This is a genomic window from Halolactibacillus miurensis (genome assembly GCF_900116255.1).
Lineage (GTDB): Bacteria > Bacillota > Bacilli > Bacillales > Amphibacillaceae > Halolactibacillus > Halolactibacillus miurensis.
In genome coordinates, this window is sequence record NZ_FPAI01000015.1 from 20734 (window position 1) to 39945 (window position 19212).

20 protein-coding genes are annotated in these 19212 nt (G+C 40.2%); 4 read left to right on the top strand and 16 right to left on the bottom strand.

The annotated features are described in order from the left end of the window. Positions 1 to 149: 149 nt before the first annotated feature. The 5 genes from BM390_RS09810 to BM390_RS09830 all read right to left on the bottom strand — a co-directional run bounded on the left by BM390_RS09810 (position 150) and on the right by BM390_RS09830 (position 4695). Positions 150 to 950: an energy-coupling factor transporter transmembrane component T family protein gene (locus tag BM390_RS09810; RefSeq protein WP_062321631.1), complete on the bottom strand. Its 801-nt coding sequence runs from the start codon at positions 948 to 950 to the stop codon at positions 150 to 152. After that, positions 947 to 1804, bottom strand: coding sequence for an energy-coupling factor transporter ATPase (locus BM390_RS09815; protein WP_062321632.1), 858 nt, complete (start codon positions 1802 to 1804; stop codon positions 947 to 949). The genes BM390_RS09810 and BM390_RS09815 overlap by 4 nt, the downstream gene beginning before the upstream one ends. Further along, positions 1795 to 2607: an energy-coupling factor transporter ATPase gene (locus BM390_RS09820; RefSeq protein WP_062321634.1), complete on the bottom strand. Its 813-nt coding sequence runs from the start codon at positions 2605 to 2607 to the stop codon at positions 1795 to 1797. Before BM390_RS09820 ends, BM390_RS09815 begins: the two co-directional genes overlap by 10 nt. A gap of 91 nt (positions 2608 to 2698) precedes the next feature. Beyond that, complete coding sequence (gene menA / locus BM390_RS09825) at positions 2699 to 3637, bottom strand: 1,4-dihydroxy-2-naphthoate polyprenyltransferase (RefSeq protein WP_062321636.1); 939 nt, start codon at positions 3635 to 3637, stop codon at positions 2699 to 2701. A 20-nt stretch (positions 3638 to 3657) separates the two neighbouring features. Next, a complete protein-coding gene (locus BM390_RS09830; protein ID WP_062321704.1) occupies positions 3658 to 4695 on the bottom strand; it encodes an FAD:protein FMN transferase in 1038 nt (345 codons plus the stop codon). A 556-nt stretch (positions 4696 to 5251) separates the two neighbouring features. On the opposite strand from BM390_RS09830, the gene BM390_RS09835 reads away from it, so the two are divergent. The 4 genes from BM390_RS09835 (at position 5252) to BM390_RS09850 (ending at position 9247) form a co-directional block, all read left to right on the top strand. Beyond that, on the top strand, positions 5252 to 7126 hold the full coding sequence (locus tag BM390_RS09835; RefSeq protein WP_062321638.1) for an NAD(P)/FAD-dependent oxidoreductase: 1875 nt from the start codon (positions 5252 to 5254) through the stop codon (positions 7124 to 7126). Positions 7127 to 7285: 159 nt separating this feature from the next. Further along, positions 7286 to 7726: a NusG domain II-containing protein gene (locus BM390_RS09840; RefSeq protein WP_062321641.1), complete on the top strand. Its 441-nt coding sequence runs from the start codon at positions 7286 to 7288 to the stop codon at positions 7724 to 7726. Further along, complete coding sequence (locus BM390_RS09845; protein WP_062321643.1) at positions 7719 to 8270, top strand: Gx transporter family protein; 552 nt, start codon at positions 7719 to 7721, stop codon at positions 8268 to 8270. The genes BM390_RS09840 and BM390_RS09845 overlap by 8 nt, the downstream gene beginning before the upstream one ends. Then, positions 8267 to 9247, top strand: a complete 981-nt coding sequence (locus BM390_RS09850) for a polyprenyl synthetase family protein (protein ID WP_062321645.1) — start codon at positions 8267 to 8269, stop codon at positions 9245 to 9247. The genes BM390_RS09845 and BM390_RS09850 overlap by 4 nt, the downstream gene beginning before the upstream one ends. A gap of 163 nt (positions 9248 to 9410) precedes the next feature. Here the strand turns inward: BM390_RS09850 and BM390_RS09855 are convergent, their stop codons facing one another. From BM390_RS09855 to BM390_RS09905, 11 genes are all read right to left on the bottom strand, one after another. After that, on the bottom strand, positions 9411 to 9944 hold the full coding sequence (locus tag BM390_RS09855) for a polymer-forming cytoskeletal protein (RefSeq protein WP_062321647.1): 534 nt from the start codon (positions 9942 to 9944) through the stop codon (positions 9411 to 9413). Positions 9945 to 10165: 221 nt separating this feature from the next. Then, positions 10166 to 10576, bottom strand: a complete 411-nt coding sequence (locus BM390_RS09860; protein ID WP_062321649.1) for a S1 domain-containing RNA-binding protein — start codon at positions 10574 to 10576, stop codon at positions 10166 to 10168. A gap of 77 nt (positions 10577 to 10653) precedes the next feature. Beyond that, positions 10654 to 11031, bottom strand: coding sequence for an FtsB family cell division protein (locus tag BM390_RS09865; protein WP_062321651.1), 378 nt, complete (start codon positions 11029 to 11031; stop codon positions 10654 to 10656). Between the two features lie 136 nt (positions 11032 to 11167). Then, positions 11168 to 11635, bottom strand: coding sequence for a spore cortex biosynthesis protein YabQ (yabQ, locus tag BM390_RS09870; RefSeq protein ID WP_143103170.1), 468 nt, complete (start codon positions 11633 to 11635; stop codon positions 11168 to 11170). Next, complete coding sequence (locus BM390_RS09875; protein WP_062321654.1) at positions 11635 to 11922, bottom strand: YabP/YqfC family sporulation protein; 288 nt, start codon at positions 11920 to 11922, stop codon at positions 11635 to 11637. Before BM390_RS09875 ends, yabQ begins: the two co-directional genes overlap by 1 nt. Before the next feature lie 56 nt (positions 11923 to 11978). Then, a complete protein-coding gene (locus tag BM390_RS09880; protein WP_062321656.1) occupies positions 11979 to 12251 on the bottom strand; it encodes an RNA-binding S4 domain-containing protein in 273 nt (90 codons plus the stop codon). A 60-nt stretch (positions 12252 to 12311) separates the two neighbouring features. Next, complete coding sequence (locus BM390_RS09885; RefSeq protein ID WP_082394494.1) at positions 12312 to 13628, bottom strand: MazG family protein; 1317 nt, start codon at positions 13626 to 13628, stop codon at positions 12312 to 12314. 40 nt (positions 13629 to 13668) lie between these two features. Continuing rightward, positions 13669 to 15204, bottom strand: a complete 1536-nt coding sequence (locus BM390_RS09890; protein WP_089854584.1) for a putative polysaccharide biosynthesis protein — start codon at positions 15202 to 15204, stop codon at positions 13669 to 13671. 140 nt (positions 15205 to 15344) lie between these two features. Then, positions 15345 to 17354, bottom strand: a complete 2010-nt coding sequence (gene ptsG, locus BM390_RS09895; RefSeq protein ID WP_089854587.1) for a glucose-specific PTS transporter subunit IIBC — start codon at positions 17352 to 17354, stop codon at positions 15345 to 15347. Between the two features lie 182 nt (positions 17355 to 17536). Then, the gene (gene glcT / locus BM390_RS09900) at positions 17537 to 18379 is read right to left on the bottom strand and encodes a glucose PTS transporter transcription antiterminator GlcT (protein ID WP_062321660.1); all 843 of its coding nucleotides are present in this window, start codon (positions 18377 to 18379) and stop codon (positions 17537 to 17539) included. Positions 18380 to 18663: 284 nt separating this feature from the next. After that, complete coding sequence (locus BM390_RS09905; protein ID WP_062321662.1) at positions 18664 to 19197, bottom strand: stage V sporulation T C-terminal domain-containing protein; 534 nt, start codon at positions 19195 to 19197, stop codon at positions 18664 to 18666. Positions 19198 to 19212: the final 15 nt, after the last annotated feature.

Below are 19212 nucleotides of genomic sequence, written 5' to 3' on the forward strand. Positions count from 1 at the left end.
ATGTTATTTATCTGTCGAGCGTTCGTTTTTCTATCTAGTTATATCATGACTCCTGTGACATTATCAATTCAATCGCTTTAAAAATACCAAAAAAGAAAAAGCCAATGAATCTCTCATTCAGCTTTTCACTTCTTTCATCTTTTCATTGATCATCCGAAGACATTAATCGTCATTACGACGAATGTTAAAACTACTAACAAACCGACACCTAACGTATCTTTTACTTGCCACGTTAAGGCTCGGTAATGGGTACGTTTGGCCCCGCTTTTATAACCTTTCACCTCAAGCACATCTGCCATATCTTCTGCTCGTTTTAGTGAGTGGGCAAAGAGTGGCAAGACGAGCGGGGTGAGAGCTTTCATCTGTTCTAGTAGATTACCTTCACCAAACACCATGCCGCGTGCTTTTTGCGCATTCATGACCTTTTCTGTCTCGTCTAATAAATTCGGGATAAACCGAAGCGCAATCGACAGCATGAGGCTTAATTCTTCCACAGGGACATAAAGATACCGGAGCGGTTTTAACAAGAAGTAAATCGCATCCGTTAAATCGATCGGTTTGGTCGTTAATGTAAGAACGGTCGAAATAAAAATCATCTCAACAAAGCGTAAGAACGTATACGCTCCGCTCACAAGACCAAATTCCGATAGCGTGAGAAACCCCGCTTCATAATAGATGGCTCCTCCACGTGTTGTCACAATTCTTAGTATCGTCGCAAACAGAATCAGCCAGATGAGCGGTCTGACCCCGCGTACATACGTCTTAAGCGAAACGCCCGTTGACACCATAATCACGAGAGTGAGAATAAAAAAGATGGCTTGTAGAATCATACCGTCTAAAAAGAATAATAAGCCGATAAAATAGAGCACAAAGATGAGCTTAAACCGCGGATCAAGTTGATGAATCAGTGAATTTCCCGGGAAATAACGCCCAATAATAAGTCGATTCATACCCATCCCTCCTCAATTAAGTTATCAGCCAGCTCTGTTAATGTCAGTGACCGATTATTTAACCGCTCACCTTTCGCCTGTTCCAATTGTTGTTGAAGCGAGAGAGCCGTAGGGACGTCTAACTGATAGCGGTCCAGTAAATCTTGATCAGCAAACAATGACCGCACGTCTAAGTGGGCCTTAATTTGACCTTCCGCCATCACGATAACATCATCGGCATAATGAACAACGTCATCCATGTCATGAGTCACCATGAGTGTCGTTAACTTCTCTGTTCTGTGTAAGTTAGATAACATCTCTAGAATCTGTTTTTTTGCTGCTGGGTCTAGCCCAGCGGCTGGTTCATCTAACACAAGGATATCTGGCTTCGTCGCAAGAATCCCCGCAATCGCCACACGGCGTTGTTGTCCACCCGAAAGACTAAAAGGTGACCGCTCAAGGAGCGATTGATCAATCCCTGTTAACTGACACACATGCTTGACGGTTGCGTCAATCTCGCTGTCTGTCATATGAAAGTTACGTGGACCAAAAGCTAAGTCTTCATAAACCGTCTCGGCAAACAATTGATGTTCTGGGAATTGAAAAGCCATTCCAACGCGTTTTCGCACTTGTTTTAACGCTTGTTTTGACGCTTTAGAGGTAAACACAACCTCACCGACACTGACTTCGCCCACACTCGGTAACAACAAGCCATTAATGAGTTTGAGTAGACTGGACTTTCCGGCACCGGTTGGACCAATAACAGCCGTAAATGAACCCGGCTTAACTTCTGCCGATAAGTCTGTCAAAATATTTGCCCGTTTAATCGGACCTAGTTGATAATTGGCACTGACGCGATTAAAAGTTATGTGCATAAGTGCTTCACCATGTCCGCTTGTGACATAAATCCTTCTTTTAATGCATGATTTTTCTCAATCAACAACCGGTGTAGCGCCTCACTTGGCGGTGGCGCTAGACTGTGGTTACGTTGATAAATATCCGCCACTGTCCCGTCATCTTTCAGCTTGGCTTCTTCCATCACAATCACACGATCACTATGCTCAACTTCTTCTGGGTCATGGGTAATCGAGATAATCGTGAGTGGATACGTTTCTTTCAAATCACGTAGTAAGTGTAATAAGTCACGCCGACTATATGGGTCCAGCATGACAAACGCCTCATCAAAGATCATCACATCTGGTTGCATCGCTAATAGTCCTGCAATTTGTACCCGCTGTTTTTGACCACCGGAAAGACTGGTCGGGTCCTCGGTTTTTAAGTCCCACATGTCAACATCTCTTAGCGCCTTTTCTACCCGGCACTTCATTTCAGTCCTGGCAATCTGTTGGTTTTCTAAGCTAAACGCAACATCATCTTCGACCGACGTACCGATAAACTGATGATCTGGATTTTGAAACACGACACCCACTGTTTTTCTGAATAACGGTAACGTCTCTTCCGCGAGTAAGACACCGTTGAGAAATACCGTTCCTCGGTCTAAGTGATAAAGCCCTGATAACACTTTCGCAAGGGTGGATTTTCCCGAACCATTATCACCAATCAAACTGATCCATTCACCCTCAAAGAGTGATAAGTTGATATTTTCTAACTGATAGTCCTCATAACGTTTATCATAACGGTAATAACCGTTGGTCACTTTTAAAACTGTTTTTCTCAAGATGTCTCACCCCTTTCTTAGATTTATTTATAGCCGCTTGATAGACGTCAAGCCTGGAAAGTAATCTTTTCTTAAACAATATCGTAAAATATTATATGAATAACGCCAATAAAAAGCTCGCCACAAGTGCACCATTGACAATCACTAAGTTTTTCACCGATACGACAAACGTTTCTTGTTTAATCTGTTTTTTATTAAATAACTGGACATGTTTTAAGACAGGATAAAAACTAATCAGACTAATAAGCACAACAACCGGCACAATTTGTAACGCTACTGCTGCAATAATCGCCACAAAACTTAACAGATAAAGGACATTGAATAATTTCACCGCAGCGTCCTTACCGATATAGTAAGGGAGCGTGAAACGATAATTACTAATGTCTTCTTCTAAATCGCAAATGTTGTTAGCAAGCATCAGATTCGCGATTGTTAGTACGCTCGGTAAGCTAATCAACAGAATTTCTAATAAATAAATCAAGTTCGCTTCAAACTGTAACGTTGCGCCGTCAAAGCCTAAGTGAACAATACCTTGGTCATAAGCATTAATATAAACAGCTAAAAAGATAATCCCAAAGCCCATCGTAAAGCCTGAGAAAACTTCTCCGAGTGGCATACGTGACAAGGGGATGGGACCGAACGTATAAAAAATGCCAATCGCAAAACAAATAGCCCCAATGACTAAGACGAATAAATCCGTTCTCACCGTCAACCAAATACCTAATCCACTCGCTATCACGAGCATGGTAATAATCGTTTGAAAAACAAGCGTTGTCGGAATATTTTCTTGACCGATAACGTTGCGTTCTTTTCGGTATTCATCTGAGGTTGCTTTTAGATAATCCATAAAATTATTAATCGCCGTCGTTGTTAAATCAAACAGTAACATCGCGATAAAGAAAATCAAGGTATTCACCACATCAAAGCTATCAAAGCGTAGCCAGACGAATAAGATTCCAATTAAAAACGGAAACACACTCGCAATTTTCGTTTGGATTTCAACAAGTTTTAAAAATGTAGGTATCGTCATATTTCGCTCTCCTTTTTCTCTCACGACTCATTTGTTTCAAAATTTTCATTTAACACTTCAAATTGATTGGTTAATCCACTGGATAGCACAATTCGTTTATCTTTTGTGACAAACACCGCTTCAACATCTTCCAATGTTTCAATAAGTGCAAGTCCGTCATCTAAACCTAAACTAAAAACAGAAGTTGATAACGCATCACCTGCCACTGACGTTTCGCTCACGATTGTAACTCCCGCAATCTCATTATCATATGGGTAACCCGTCTTTGGATCAAGGATATGATGATACTGTTCGCCATCAACTTCTAGATAACGCTCATAGATACCTGACGTTACGACGGATAGATCACTTGCCCGAATACGACCAAGCAATTGTCCACGTCCTAAATAAGGATTTTGAACACCAACTGTCCACTCTTCACCTGATGGTCGGTTGCCTTTTACGTACACATTACCACCAAGGTCAATAATCGCTGTGGTCACATCTTCCGCGTCAAAATACTTCACAACTTCATCGGCAATAAAGCCTTTTGCGATACCTCCGAGGTCAAGTTCCATATTTTCTGATGGTAAATAGACCGTTTGATTGGTTTCATCCAGTTCAATCTTCGTATAGTCCACGATCGGTAACGTATCATCAATCTCTGCTTGAGACGGCTTTCTAGCATCGTCATAACCGATCCGCCACAAATTCGTTAATGGACCGGTTGTCACATCAAATCCACCGTTAGATAACTCACCATAGTGAATCGCCTCTTTCACTAAGTTAAAGACAGGCTCAGAGACTTTCACCGGCTCCTTACCAGCATTTTTGTTAATCGCACTGACTTCAGATGTCGCGACTTCATCGCTTAATACTGCTTCCCAGTCCGAAATCAAATCAAAGGCACCTGATACAGCCGCTTCTTTTCCTTCATCATACACCGATAGATTGACGACCGTCCCTAACACAAAACCTGTTTCTTTTATTGGGCTATCTAATAATCCATCATCATTACCGCAAGCCGATAACAATAAGACGGTTAACAGTAACAAACTCATTAACTTGTTGCGTCTCAATCGCATCATCTTCATCCCTCTTTCATGTAGCTGTTTTTCTGTGAATATTATCACAAGTCTATATCTTAACGAATGGACTGTATAAGTGCCAGTCATTTGCTTTACGTGAAACGTGCTAATAACCAAAATAATAGACAGTCCTACTCTATGTGATGGTTTTCCTTTACTATTCTAGCGGTTTTTCTTGTCAATGTGAATACTTTGACAACTATTTTGTATAATTAATTGCTTTAATCACCATCTCGCTATCTTCATAACCTTATCAGGGCGTATGAGTCGTTTAATTATGTTCTCTATATAAATTCAGTGAAAGAGCGCATCGTTGATATTATTTAAATAATGACATATTAATGAAGATTCTCACTTTTTAAGTCGACACAATTCAACATATGTATATAAGTATGTGAAAATCTATACTTTTTATATATTTTCTTATAAAATCTTTCAAAAGCCCTAGACATCCGACAAAAATGGCGTTAGAATAGGTAACGGTTGTTCAAGTATTCACAACAAATTTTTAATTTGAAACAAATATATATATTAGGAGAGTGAGCGTATGGCTAAAAAAGATATCGTCTTGATTGGCGCCGGGTATGCGGGTGTTCATGCGGCGAAGAAGTTAGCTAAGAAGTTTAAAAAAGACGACGATGTGACGATTACACTAATCGACCGTCACTCGTACCACACAATGATGACAGAATTACACGAGGTTGCTGCACACCGCGTGGAGCCTGATGCGATTCAATTCGACTTGCGTCGTTTATTTAACCGAACAAAAGTGAATCTTGTCACAGACAACGTCACACATGTTGATCATGACAAGAAAAAGGTGATCACTGAAACAGGCGAATTTAACTTTGACTACCTCATCTTAGGTATGGGCGGGGAACCAAATGACTTTGGTACACCTGGCGTGAAAGAACACGGCTTTACCCTTTGGTCATGGGAAGATGCTGTTAAAATGCGTGAACAGATTGAAACAATGGTGCACCGTGCAGCAAATGAACATGATGAAAAAACACGCCGCGCCATGTTAACATTCACTGTTTGTGGTTCTGGTTTTACTGGTATCGAACTTGCGGGTGAATTGCTTGAATGGAAAGGTCGTCTCGCAAAAGACCATAAACTTGATCCTGAAGAAATCACGATTTATGTCATTGAAGCAGCACCGACGATTCTTAACATGTTAGAGCGTCGTGATGCAGATAAAGCAGAACACTATTTGCAAAAACATGGCGTAAGAATCTTAAAAGACTCACCGATCGTTGAAGTACGCGAAACAGAAATCGTGCTTCAAAGCGGCGAAGTCATCCCAACATATACACTTGCGTGGACTGCTGGGGTTAAAGCTAATACAGATACAGAATCATTTGATTTAGAACAAGCGCGCGCAGGCCGCTTAAAAGTAAATAAATATATGCAATCAGAAGCTCATAAAAACGTCTATGTTGTTGGTGACTTAGCGTACTTCGAAGAAGAACCAGGTAAGCCAACACCACAAATCGTTGAAGCTGCAGAACAAACAGGGACAACCGCAGCGAAAAATATTATCGCTGAAATGACAGGTGGCGAAAAAGTAGGCTATGAAGGTAAATACCACGGTGTGATGGTATCAATTGGTGCACGTTACGGTGTGGCTGACTTAATGGGCTTACACTTAAGTGGTTGGTTTGCTAACTTTGTTAAACACTTAGTCAACCTTTACTACTTCTTCGGTATTGGTAGTGGTTACTATATGTTCAAGTATGTTGAACACGAATTCTTCCATACAAAAGATAAGCGTAATATTTTCCGTGACTTCTTAACACGCTATGGTAATGTTTTATGGAGCATACCACTCCGTATATTCGTCGGTGGTTTCTGGATTGTTGAAGCTGGTTCTAAACTTTGGGGTAAAACAAAGTGGGACGAAGCCACATCTAGCTTTTCTAAAGTCGGTGAATTATTCACTGGCCTTGGTGAAGATTCATGGTTAGTGTCTGATACACTTAACATCAACTTCGGTTGGTTACAAGATGCAACATCAGCGGCATCAGATGCTGGTGCGAGCGGTGAGTGGGCAGAGCCTATTCTTTCTGAAATGCCGTTCTGGTTTGAATGGATTATGAAGATTTTTGTACCGACACAAGAGTTAGCTCTTTTTGCTCAAAAAGCCATGGTCTTCGTTGAACTTGCAATTGGTTTAGCTTTAATTGCCGGTTTATTCGCCTGGTTAGCATCAGCTGCAAGTGCTGCTTTCCTTGTGATGTTTACTTTAACAGCTATGCTCGGTTGGGATAAAGTTTGGGCACTTCCAGCATCGATTGCCTTACTTAACGGCTCAGGTCGTACGTTTGGTTTAGACTACTGGGTGATTCCATTTATCCAAACAAAACTCAGCAAGTTCTGGTACGGGGAACCGAAAGCGATCTACTCCGATCATAAGAAGTAACACTCACTTAAATAGATAATGTAATTGCGATGGCTTTCTTCATAGAGGGCCATCGCACTCTACTTTTATCGCCTTTATGGTATGAAGTAGAAATGATTGAAACATCTGTGGTTCGGCTATACAATTAATATAGAGAAAACAATGAAAGGAAGGATAGAAATGACACGTTTTTTTAAACTCGCAACAGTTAGCGATGTTCTTATTATTCTTGTGCTTATCGTTATTTCTTTTCTTCCTTTTGCTGTTTTTTATGCTCAACAATCATCCGGTGGTGAACGCTTTGTTGTCATCACCAAAGACCAAACGGTGTTACACGAAATCGCCCTGTCAGATATAGATGACACCGAACAGATCACGATTGATTCTGATGACGGGCACTATAATACTATCAACATATCAAATGGTGAGGTGCATATGCACGACGCTAATTGTAACGATCAAGTCTGCGTCCGTTCAGGCGCGATTGACTCACCAGGTGAGACGATTGTCTGTCTCCCACATAAAGTCATCGTTGAAATAACCGCAAAAGATTCTACAGATGACCAAGAGATTGATATTATTAGCTCATTTATTTTCACGAAGGGGTTACACTATGAGTAACAATCAACGACTTGTCTATATAGCCCTTCTCGCTAGCCAAGCTGTTATTATCGGCTTAGTTGAGCGAATGATTCCTTCACCCTTTTTCTTTGCGCCAGGCGCAAAGCTTGGTCTAGCAAATATTATTACCTGTATGGCGTTATATACCTTACCGGTAAAAGACACGATGAAAGTGGTCGTGATACGCTTATTGCTTCAAACCCTTTTAGCAGGAACAGTCTCAACCTTCCTCTATAGCGGGATGGGAGCACTCGCAAGCTTTCTAGGGATGCTGTTTGTTAAACACTTACCAAAAGTCAGCATTATTGGTGTGAGCGCGACTGGCGCTGTTTTTCATAACATCGGTCAGTTAGTCGTCGCTAGTCTTGTCGCCAATACCTTTAGTGTGATGCTTTATTTACCCGTGTTATCGCTAATCGGTATTTTAACAGGCATTGCGACCGGTATTGCCGCTCACTATTTATTACATCGCGTCGAACGTCTGCACTATTATATGGACTTAAAAACACTTGAAATAGATGATATGAAAGAGGTTAGATTATGACTACCTATCAGATTTGGCAAAATAACGAGGCGCTCATCGATGATCTTCGGGCAGTAGAAGAGACAATCAGTCAACATATACGAATAAAAAACAAACAAATTGAAGCACAAATTAAAAAGGTGACGAATAATCACGGCAAAATGCTACGTCCGGTCTTTGCCTTACTCACAAGTCAAATGGGGAATCAATACGACCGTGATAAATCAATTGCTTTTGCGGCAGCATTAGAAACCCTCCATATGGCCACACTTATCCATGATGATGTGATTGACCAAGCCGATACAAGACGACAAATCCCTACCTTACACACAGTAAAAGATAATCGCTATGCGATTTATGCCGGGGACTATCTCTTTTCTATTTGCTTTAACATGTTGTCACAGTATACCGAAGAATTAAACTTACTCAATTACAATGCCCGTAGTATGGAAAAAGTCTTAATCGGTGAACTTGATCAGTTAGAGTCTCGCTTCACTCCACCGAAGAGTGTAAAGAGCTATCTATCACGTATTTCGGGTAAAACAGCGCAACTCTTTGCGGTAAGCTGTTATACCGGCGCTACTGAAAGTGGGGCCTCATTACGCGATAGACAGCGTGCGTATAATATGGGGAAATATATCGGGATGGCGTTTCAAATCATTGATGATATTTTAGATGTTAAAGGTGATGCAAAAGACGTCGGTAAACCCGTCATGGCTGATATTCGACAAGGTATTTATACGTTACCACTGATTTATAGTTACCAACAACAACCAGAAAAGGTGGGAGCCTTACTAAACAAAGAGACACCCTTTAGCGATGAGACCATTCATGAGCTAAAAGCTCTTATTGATCAAACAGGCGGTGTGATCGCTGCACAAAAACTGGCAGCACGCTACACTAAAAAAGCTTTAAACACTTTAAGCAAGTTACCAGAAGGTGACTATAAAGCAACCCTTAAACACATTATCACCGATATGTTAGAGCGCACTTTATAAGTTATATTCGATAAATAATTAACTCACTCTAACCAAAACAAGCGTCCACAATCTCTTTTGATTGTGGATGCTTGTTTTAATAATGAAGTTTTACAAAGACGATAAAATAATAATTAAAAAGAGCTTAGGAAGCCCCAAGCTCTTCATTTAATACTTTTATTGATTATTCTTCTACTGATACTTCGCCTTCAACCGTACCATCTAAAGCAGCTGATGCTTCGTAGTCGGCATTCGCAAAGACAACGTTACCTGTTACAGTTGCTGTTTCGTGTAATTGGAAACCGTTAGCTTCAACATACACATCACCTTCAAGGATACCACCTTGGAAGTTTAAGTTTTCACTTTGAACAACTAAACGATCGGTTGTAATTGTCCATTGGTCAATAATGTTACGCTCATCATCTTGCGTGTAAGCTGCGATTTTACGGTAGATGTCGCCATCTTCTTCGCCGCCATCACGGAATTCACCCGCAACCACAAGTTCACCCTCCACTGTCATGTCTTGTGTTGGGATAATGATCCATGTACCGTTTTCTGATGCTGTTTCTTTCAGTGCTTCACCGTCATCGGCAAATGACGCTGCTGTTGTTGTGTCTGCACCTTCGTCTGTCGTGTCATCAGAGCTTGTATCGTCTGAACCACAGGCAGCTAGAAGTGCGACAGATAAAATCATCGCTAAAAATAATTTGAATTTCATGTGAAATTCCCCCTAAGTTTGATAGTTTATGTACGTTCACACGTACATGTTTATTATATCACATATCTATACTTTTTAAACACAAAAGTATAGACGAGCGATTTTTTACACATTTTTCGGGACTTTCTTCTTAGTTCACATAAAAACAGCCACGCCGCTGTTTCTACTAGAGAAACAATGACTTGGCTGATATATTTTAAGCTCAAAGCTTACCGTAAGAGTTAGCCTCTTTTCGCTCCGCGACCACCGCGTTTAGATTCCGTATGTTTCTTTAATGATGCAAGACGATCTTCTGAATCCTTTAAGAAGCGATTCATTTTCGACTCGAAATTCTCTGGACGTTCCCGCGTTGGTTTTTGTTGGCTATGATTTGGCTTACGGCGAGTTGGTGCCGGGTTATCCTTTGCCTTTTTAATCGATAAACCAATTTTACCATCAGATTCAACGTTAAGGACTTTAACGGTCACTTCGTCTCCTACTGATAAATGTTCGTTAATATCCTTCACATAATTATCGGCAACTTCACTAATGTGGACCAGACCTGTTTTACCTTCTGGCAATTCCACGAACGCACCAAAATTTGTGATTCCCGTTACCTTACCCTGCAGCTTTTTGCCTACTTCGATTGACATAAAAAAAATGCTCCTCCTTAAGAATTAAAAAAAGATATAATACCTAGCTATATTATAGCCAGGCAATGAAAACAATGTCAATAAGATGGCGTCTCTTCTGTTAATTTAAATATGATTTCGCCCTCTTTTGTGAGAAAATAGTTGGTTTTTGCGATACGTAAGACATAATCTTCATCTTGTAAGAGATTAATCTCCTCCTGCAAGGACGTTTCTTCTTCCTGAAGAGTGGCTAATTCTTCTTGCAAGTGTTCATATTCTTGTTGTTTTTTCGCATAAAGTGATTGCTTTTCTAGGTAAGCATGCGCAAAAGCGGCAATTGTTATAAAGAAGATGATTCCAAAGACCATGAGACGTCGACGCAAGAGGCGTTGTCTTCTTCTGAAACGTTCTTGTTTGGCATCGTACTTATTCATATAATTTGATCGAATGCGTTTGACATTATCTCTTTCGCCCATCGCTGTCTCCTCCTTTAATCATTACCTACCTATTTCAACTTACATATATTGTACTATAGTTTGATTAAAAATGTATCCACCTTTTTACGGATTAATTCAGACAAATCCCTTGTCATTTCATGGTTCTACAGTGTCTTTAACCGCCATTTGTCGCATCTTTTGTTAGTTCTTCCCTCTTCACCTTCGATTGTTTGAGCTTGTTTACCGCATACCGTATGAGAATAAAGAACGGAAAAGTAAGGCATCTGAGCGTTACCATCAGCGTTATTTTAATAACAGCATACGGTAAGTGGCAGAGAAAAAAGATGATGCGTACACACCCAACAACGACCACTAATACATAATGCCCCCACGTCGATAACCACCGTTCATATATCATCACACCTATGATAATAAATCCAATAAAATAAGCGTGATGCTCACCATCGTTAATAAGATAGAGCAACCACATATAAAAAAGAGCATGGGATAGATACAGGCTAACAGAAAAACAAAAGGTGAGGAATATTTTCCCGCTTTCTTTCATTCTTAAACGTTGATCCATATGAAAACTCATCGCTAAGTAACAACCAAACAAGGTGACAACAACGATTGCCACAATCATTATTTAAAATATTGACTAAACCAAGATTTCTTTTCTTGGTGATCCATATATGACACGTCAACAATGGTACCTTCCACTTCAATCAGGCGTGCTTTTAAATCCAACGTCTTTAACTGCAAATTCTCCCCCTTAATTAAACAATGGCCTTTCACTGTGTTCAATAAGAATGTACTCGGATCAAAACTTTCGACATCGGTTACTCCAATCATTTTTAATAATGATCGATTTAAAATGGTCACACTGTGCTCTTTTTGTTCGTGCATGTCTACTGGATAGTTTTCCAACATATAAAAACACCCTCCTTATGCTTATACGATATGCACAAGGGGGTGTAAATAGACAATTAAAATGGATCTTTTTTTGCTACCGGTTCATCTTTTATCACCGTATATAGTGACTGAGCTTCATCTTTTTTAACATTTTCTCTTAAATCATCAATCTTGATGGTTAGAATCTTTTGGCCAAACGTAATCACAAGTTCATCTTCCACTTTTACTGCGGTTGATGCCTTTGCTTGATTACCATTGACGGTAATTCGGCCTTGGTCGGCTACTTCTTTTGCGAGTGTTCGGCGTTTGATTAAGCGTGAGATTTTCAAAAATTTATCTAAGCGCATCGTACATCCTCCTTTAATTTGTGCTTCGTTTATCACTCCATGAGTGAAAACGTTACTCTTTTAATTCCCATATTTTTTTAAAATGGCTTGATTGTAACTTTCTAGTGCCACATCACTCTTCACTTTATCATAGCGCGCTTCATCTATTAGCGCAAATAAAAGCGCGCCGAGCTTGTGTTCTTTTGTCGCAGCGTCGCTATCACGATAAGCGACCAGCGCCTGATCAACGGTAATAGGAGAAACATCTATTTCAGCTAAGATTTTACTAATGGCCTCTGCTTTTACGATGGAACTAGCTGACTTTGGCACGCGGTCAAATACTAACTGACGGTCTGTTTTTTCTTTTGCTTTAATGGCTTGCCAGTTCTCTATCACATCCGCTTCACTGGATACCATGACATCGCCAAACACATGGGGATGGCGACGGATCATTTTTTCTGAGAGCGTACGGATGACATCATCCACCGAGAAATAACCGTTGTCTTCACCAATTTGACTATGAAGTAATACTTGTAGTAACACATCCCCAAGCTCTTCAATGATGCCGTCATCATCAGCCTCATTAATCGCATCAATCAGCTCATAGGCTTCTTCAATCAAGTGATGGCGCAGGGATTCATGAGTTTGCTTCTGATCCCACGGACATCCACCCGGTGCTCTCAGTCGGTAAATCACGTCTCTTATATAATCAAACCGATGTGATAAGAGTGTGTCTTCTGGTCTCTTAACGTAAACACTCGTTAAGTTAGATAACGTAACCGCGCGGTCTAAATCATAGAGTGGCACTGTCTCAATGCGTTCTGACGCTGCACCAGCGGCTTCTACAATGGTAACAGGATAATCATCCGGTAAATCTTCCATTAAGGTAAGCTTTAACTCTGAAGCAATCATTTGGTCATATACTTGGCAAAAGACTAAGTGTTGGTGATAGTTGATATCTCTCCGCGTTAAATCTGTCGCATCAAGAAAGGTAAAACCTTCAATTGGATCGAGTTTCACAGCTCTAAACAAGTCATCTAAATAACTTTGTCCCCCGATAATCTCAACGTCGACGGTATCGTCCGCTAATAGTAATTGAACGGTTTTTTCTGCGAGCATTGGGTGCCCCGGCACCGCATATAAAATATCCCTCTTAGTAGCTAAGGTAACTAAGGTATCTTTAATCGATCTATACACATCTTGAAAATTGTCATGTGCGGTATACACATGATCAAATGATTCAAACTGAACGCCATCATTTTTTAGCGTCTCAATAACCGGGTGATCATCTGTTCGAGTATAAACCGTGGCTTGATAATTTGTTAGTGTGCGATAAAGACCAACAGACAATTGATCTAAATCACCGCCACCTAAGCCACATATCTGTATCTTTCCCATTAATATTCTCCTCTTTGTAAATTGCGACAACGTCACAATGTTATTTTTTTTTCGAAAACAACTCAGCACGTTCTTCTGTTGTCATCGCTCCTGTTTTTATTAATGATAAGCCATAGGCAAAGACACCCACCGCAATCAACCCTAGTAAATAAATAAACTGGGCAAAACGTGATGACATAAATAAGTATGGACTCAACACATAGTCTAAACCTAAAACACTCACCATAAGCACCATAAGCGAACCCATAAAAGCCATTAACGGCAAACGAAGTGGCGCTTTTAAATGTTGTTTAAGTAAGTAATAGTTAACGATAAAAATCGTTAAGGATGAAAGAACGGTACTCACAGCTGCACCCGGCAAGAAAAAAATGGGCACAAGCCACTGATTGGCGAGATATTTTACAACCATGCCACCTACAAGTGCCGTAATAACCTGGCGTCCTTTGCCTATTGCTTGTAGGATACTTGAGATAATAATGGCAAGGGACGTAAACACAATCGCCACAACAAAGAGCTGTAAGCTCAGCGTTCCAGCTGTATCTTTAAATAAGACGAGGTTAACTTTAGGCATGAGGATAATCAATCCCACCGTCGCGGCACCTGATAAGTATAACCCATAGCGATAAGCCAGCTCAGCTAAATGGATAAATCGTTTCGTATTCTTCGCTTTCGTTGCTCGTGACAAGCCTGGAACAAGGGCTAATGTAATGGAGCTAGAAGCGACAATCCCTAATTGACTCAGTGGCTGCGCACGATCTAGAATACCTTTTAACTGCTTCGCCTCTAATAAATCAACCCCTTGTTGTTGAAGAAGTTCGACTAACGTAAAGGCATCGACCCACTGTAACAGTAGTAAAATCATATGATTCATGGCGATAATGACACTGTAGATGAAGAGCGGCTTCATAAGCTCACGATAGACGTGATCTCCCTCACTCTCCGTAACAGGTAAGACCACCTCGTGTTTTTTTTGGACATAAAAATAAATGAGCGCGACCAAACCTCCCGTGATTGCTCCTAAACTCGCCACAACACCGATATCATACAGTGACAGATTAAGGCGAACGACAAGGATGGCGCCGGTAATAATGATACTGACTCGAAACAATTGTTCTAGCACTTGCGAGATAGCTGTCCGTTTACTAAAACCATTCGCTTGGTCTAATCCACGCTGTAAGGAAAGCTCTGGTAAAACAAACAACAATAAGAAGGCAACTCGTAAGCTGCTTACAAGAGAGGCATCCCCCATCCACTCACTCATCATTGGCGCCATCATAAATAGCACGATAAACAAGCTAAAACAGACACTGTATAAAAAGATTCGCATCTGTCGTTTATATTGTCTCATCTTAGGTTTCTCAATAACTAACGCCGCAATACTTTGCGGTAAACCATACAACATCATCATCGTCATCATCCCGATAAACGGGTAGATTTGTTGATAAATATAAAACCCGACATCTCCCGTAATATTTTGTAGCGGGATCCGGTAAAAAGCACTTAACACTTTGCTTAATAAACCTGCATACGTTAAGATGATGGCTCCTCGGACCATCTCTTTATCTGTTTGACTCATTCTGACATTCCTCTCAACTTCACTTCACGGTCCATTATATCATAAACATGTAAAAAAAAGCCCTGTCCATGGCAAGGACAGAGCGTTCAATAAGGTATACTGAAAAAATATATCTTAAAGCACAACGTGCTCTAAAGATCTTAACTTAATTGAGCGAAGCCTGATTGACCTTTGTCAATCTTACTTTCTGAAACGTGGACAGCTTGTCCTTCTTTAAGGTTAGTGAAAATGATTGGTGTCACCGTTGATGTCGCGTGTTCACGGATATAGTCAAGATCCATCTTCATGATCACATCACCTTTTTTCACTGTTTGACCTTCTTCAAGTATTTGCGTAAAGCCTTTACCTTCTAACTTCACTGTATCAATACCGATATGGATCAGGATTTCTAAACCATTATCCGCTTCAATACCAATCGCGTGTTTTGTCGGGAAGATATTTAAGATTTTACCATCGACAGGACTCGCTACTTCACCAACGGTTGGGTTGATCGCAAAACCGTCACCCATCATTTTTTGTGAAAAGACTTGGTCAGGTACTTCAGTAATTGGCAATAAGTCACCTGTCATTGGACTTTGGATGTCAAGTGTGTCCATGTCAACATCCGCACTTGTTACTTCTTCTGTTGCTTTAACTGGACGCGGTGTTTTACCATCGATAATATCTTGCATTTGACCACGAATGGTATCAGATACTGGTCCGTAAATAGCTTGGATATTATTACCGACTTCCATCACACCACTGGCACCTAATTCTTTTAGACGGTTTTTATCAACATTTTTGATATCTTTGACACTCACACGCAAACGTGTAATACATGCATCTAAGTTTGAAATGTTTTCCTCGCCACCCATGGCTTCTAAAATCGCAAAGGGACGCTCATCTTTACTGCTTGCTTGTGTTTCTTTTTGATCTTCATCTTCACGACCTGGCGTTTGTAAGTTAAACTTCGTAATCGCAAAACGGAAACCGAAGTAGTAGATGACACTGAAGACTAAACCAACAACAATCACCCAGAACCATTCGGTACGGTTAGGCATCACACCAAAGAGAATAAAGTCAATTAAACCACCCGAGAATGTCATACCGATTTTCACATCAAGTAAGTACATCGTCATAAATGATAGACCAGCAAATACTGCGTGAATACCGAATAAAGCTGGTGCCACGAATAAGAATGAGAATTCTAATGGTTCAGTAATACCTGTTAAGAATGACGTTAACGCCGCTGATAACATTAAACCACCGACAACTTTTTTCTTTTCAGGACGTGCGGTATGATAAATCGCGAGTGCTGCAGCTGGTAAACCAAACATCATGAATGGGAATTTACCTGTCATGAAGTTACCTGCAGTAAAGTTAACACCGTCAGCTAACTGGGCGAAGAAGATTGTTTGATCCCCGCGGACAACTTCACCAGCTTGTGATATATATTCACCAAATTCATACCAGAATGGTGAGTAGAAAATGTGGTGTAAACCAAAAGGAATCAGTGACCGCTCAATCACACCAAAGACAAATGTTGATACCGCACGGTTTGTATCAAGCATTAAGTGAGAAAGTGCGTTTAAACCATCTTGAGCGATTGGCCAAACAAACACCATCACTAAACCGAGAATCAGTGACGTAAACGCTGTGATAATCGGTACGAAACGTTTACCGGCAAAGAAACCTAAGAAAGGTGGTAATTCAATATTAAAGAACTTATTATACATATACGAAGCAAGGACACCGACGATAATACCACCAAACACACCTGTTTGAAGCGTATTAATACCAAGCATTTGTGTATAGGCTGGTAGTTCCGTCATATCCGGTGTCACACCTGCGAAAACACCCATGGTGACGTTCATAATTAAGTAACCAATAATAGCCGCAAGACCAGCAACACCGTCACCTTTAGAGAGTCCGATTGCCACACCGACCGCAAAGAGCAGTGGCAAGTTATCAAAAACGACCCCTCCGGCTTTGTTCATAACTTCTAAAATAAGTAAGACAGAGTCATTTCCAAACCAAGGGAAACGTTCAATCCAAGTGTCTTGTGAAAAGCTTGCACCAAAGGCAAGTAAAATACCAGCAGCAGGTAGTAACGCAACTGGCAACATAAGGGCTTTACCAATCTTTTGTAAAGTACCAAATAAATTTGACATAAAAATTTCCTCCTTTTTATTTCGCATTTGCAATTAACATGTAGGCGCTTTATTTTGACTCAATCGTTTTTCGGCCTAGGATGAAAAACAAAAAGGCATGAGTAAAAAGGCACTAAAGGGTAGACGTCTTGCTACTCTTTAAAATGCTTTTTCACTCATGCCTGATCGAATCAGTAACACGTTTACATTTTATTTGTAAGCCGTTGCAGATGAATCGTTAAATAAAGCACTTCTGACTCATCAACGGGTTTATTTAATTGCTTCTGCATAACCTTAACTAACTTCCAGGCTAGATTATAGCATGTGGGATACGTCATTTTCAAGACATTTTTTAAATTTTGTTCTTTTCCAAGGATATTCGCTTGATGCACGCGGTCAATCGCTCGGTGTAAATGTTGCAGTAACCGGTTATAGTTCACATCACCTTTATTGATGGTGACACTTAAGTTATCTTCAATCAGTTCCACCATTAAGGCAATCAATTCATGGTGCTTATTTAAGTCCCGTATCTGGCGATCGGTAATAGCACTATGAATGTGCAGGGCAATAAAACCGATTTCACCTTCCGGAAACTTAATGCCTAACTTCTCATCAATTTTATCTACGATATCGTGAGCAACTTGAAACTCTTTCGCATAAAGCGATTCAATTTCAAATAAGAACGGGTTACTAAACTGAATGTTTCCCCCTGCACGTTTAATCGCAAAGCTTAAGTGATCCGTTAACGCCACGTGAATATGTTCATTCAGTGGCTGGTCCATCCGTGATTCTATATAAAAGATAATATCATTTAAAAATTCCATAAGTTCTGGGTCTTGATGTCTAATTAACGTTTGATACTGTTCAATCTCTTTTTTGTCAGATAGGACAAAGGTCTTTTCGGCATCATTCAGGCCGATTGGATCGCCCTTTTTACGATTGAAGCCAATGCCCTTCCCGATTAAAACGACCTCATCTAACACATGATCTTTAGCAATGACCACATTGTTATTAAGCGCTTTCTCTACTGTTAAAACTTTTTCCATACTATTTCCCCCACTTATGAGACATCATGCTATTACTATCCTAGCGGGTTTGATCTGACTTGACAAGTAAAACCTTTACATGAGGAATATACCGTAAACTTTCACTTACTTTTTCATCCTCATTCTTACACGTATGCCTTTTAAATATCTTTTATTCAAAATACTTTTACTTTTTTAGTTAATTTGAAAGAAACAGAGTAACAGCATCCCCAAAAAATATAGGACATAAATGACAAAAGAAAAACCAAAAATAAGAAACGCGTGAGTATAGTCACGCGTTCCCATTAAATCTCTAGCTGCATTTTTAAAAAATGCACAAAAATATTTAAGACATTGGCGGTTGCTTTTGGCCATTCTTCCCCTTCGGTAAATGCTAAAATGCCACCAATTTGATTACTCTCACTAATGATGGGCACGAAATAGTACCGCACGTCAGCCTCTGCACCTTCCCTTAACACCAACGTTTCTTTCGTCTCTTTTAACACTGGTTGGCGTTTATCAAGCAAGTCATCTAACTGTTTAGAAATCGGTTGGTGTAGATGTGGTTTCGTTTCTGAACCAATACCTAAAATAAACTGTTCCCGGTCCATTAACAATAACGGACAACCAAGCTCATGGTGAATGCTCCTTAAATACGGTAAGGCGATCTCTTCAAGTGCCTGAACAGGAGAATATTTTTTTAACACAATTTCATTTTGGTGTTGCACAAAAATTTCTAACGGTTCACTTTCTCTAATACGTAAATGACGTCTGATTTCTTTTGGTATCACGACACGACCTAAGTCATCAATACGTCTAATAATCCCTGTCGCTTTCATCTTCTTTCCCCTCTT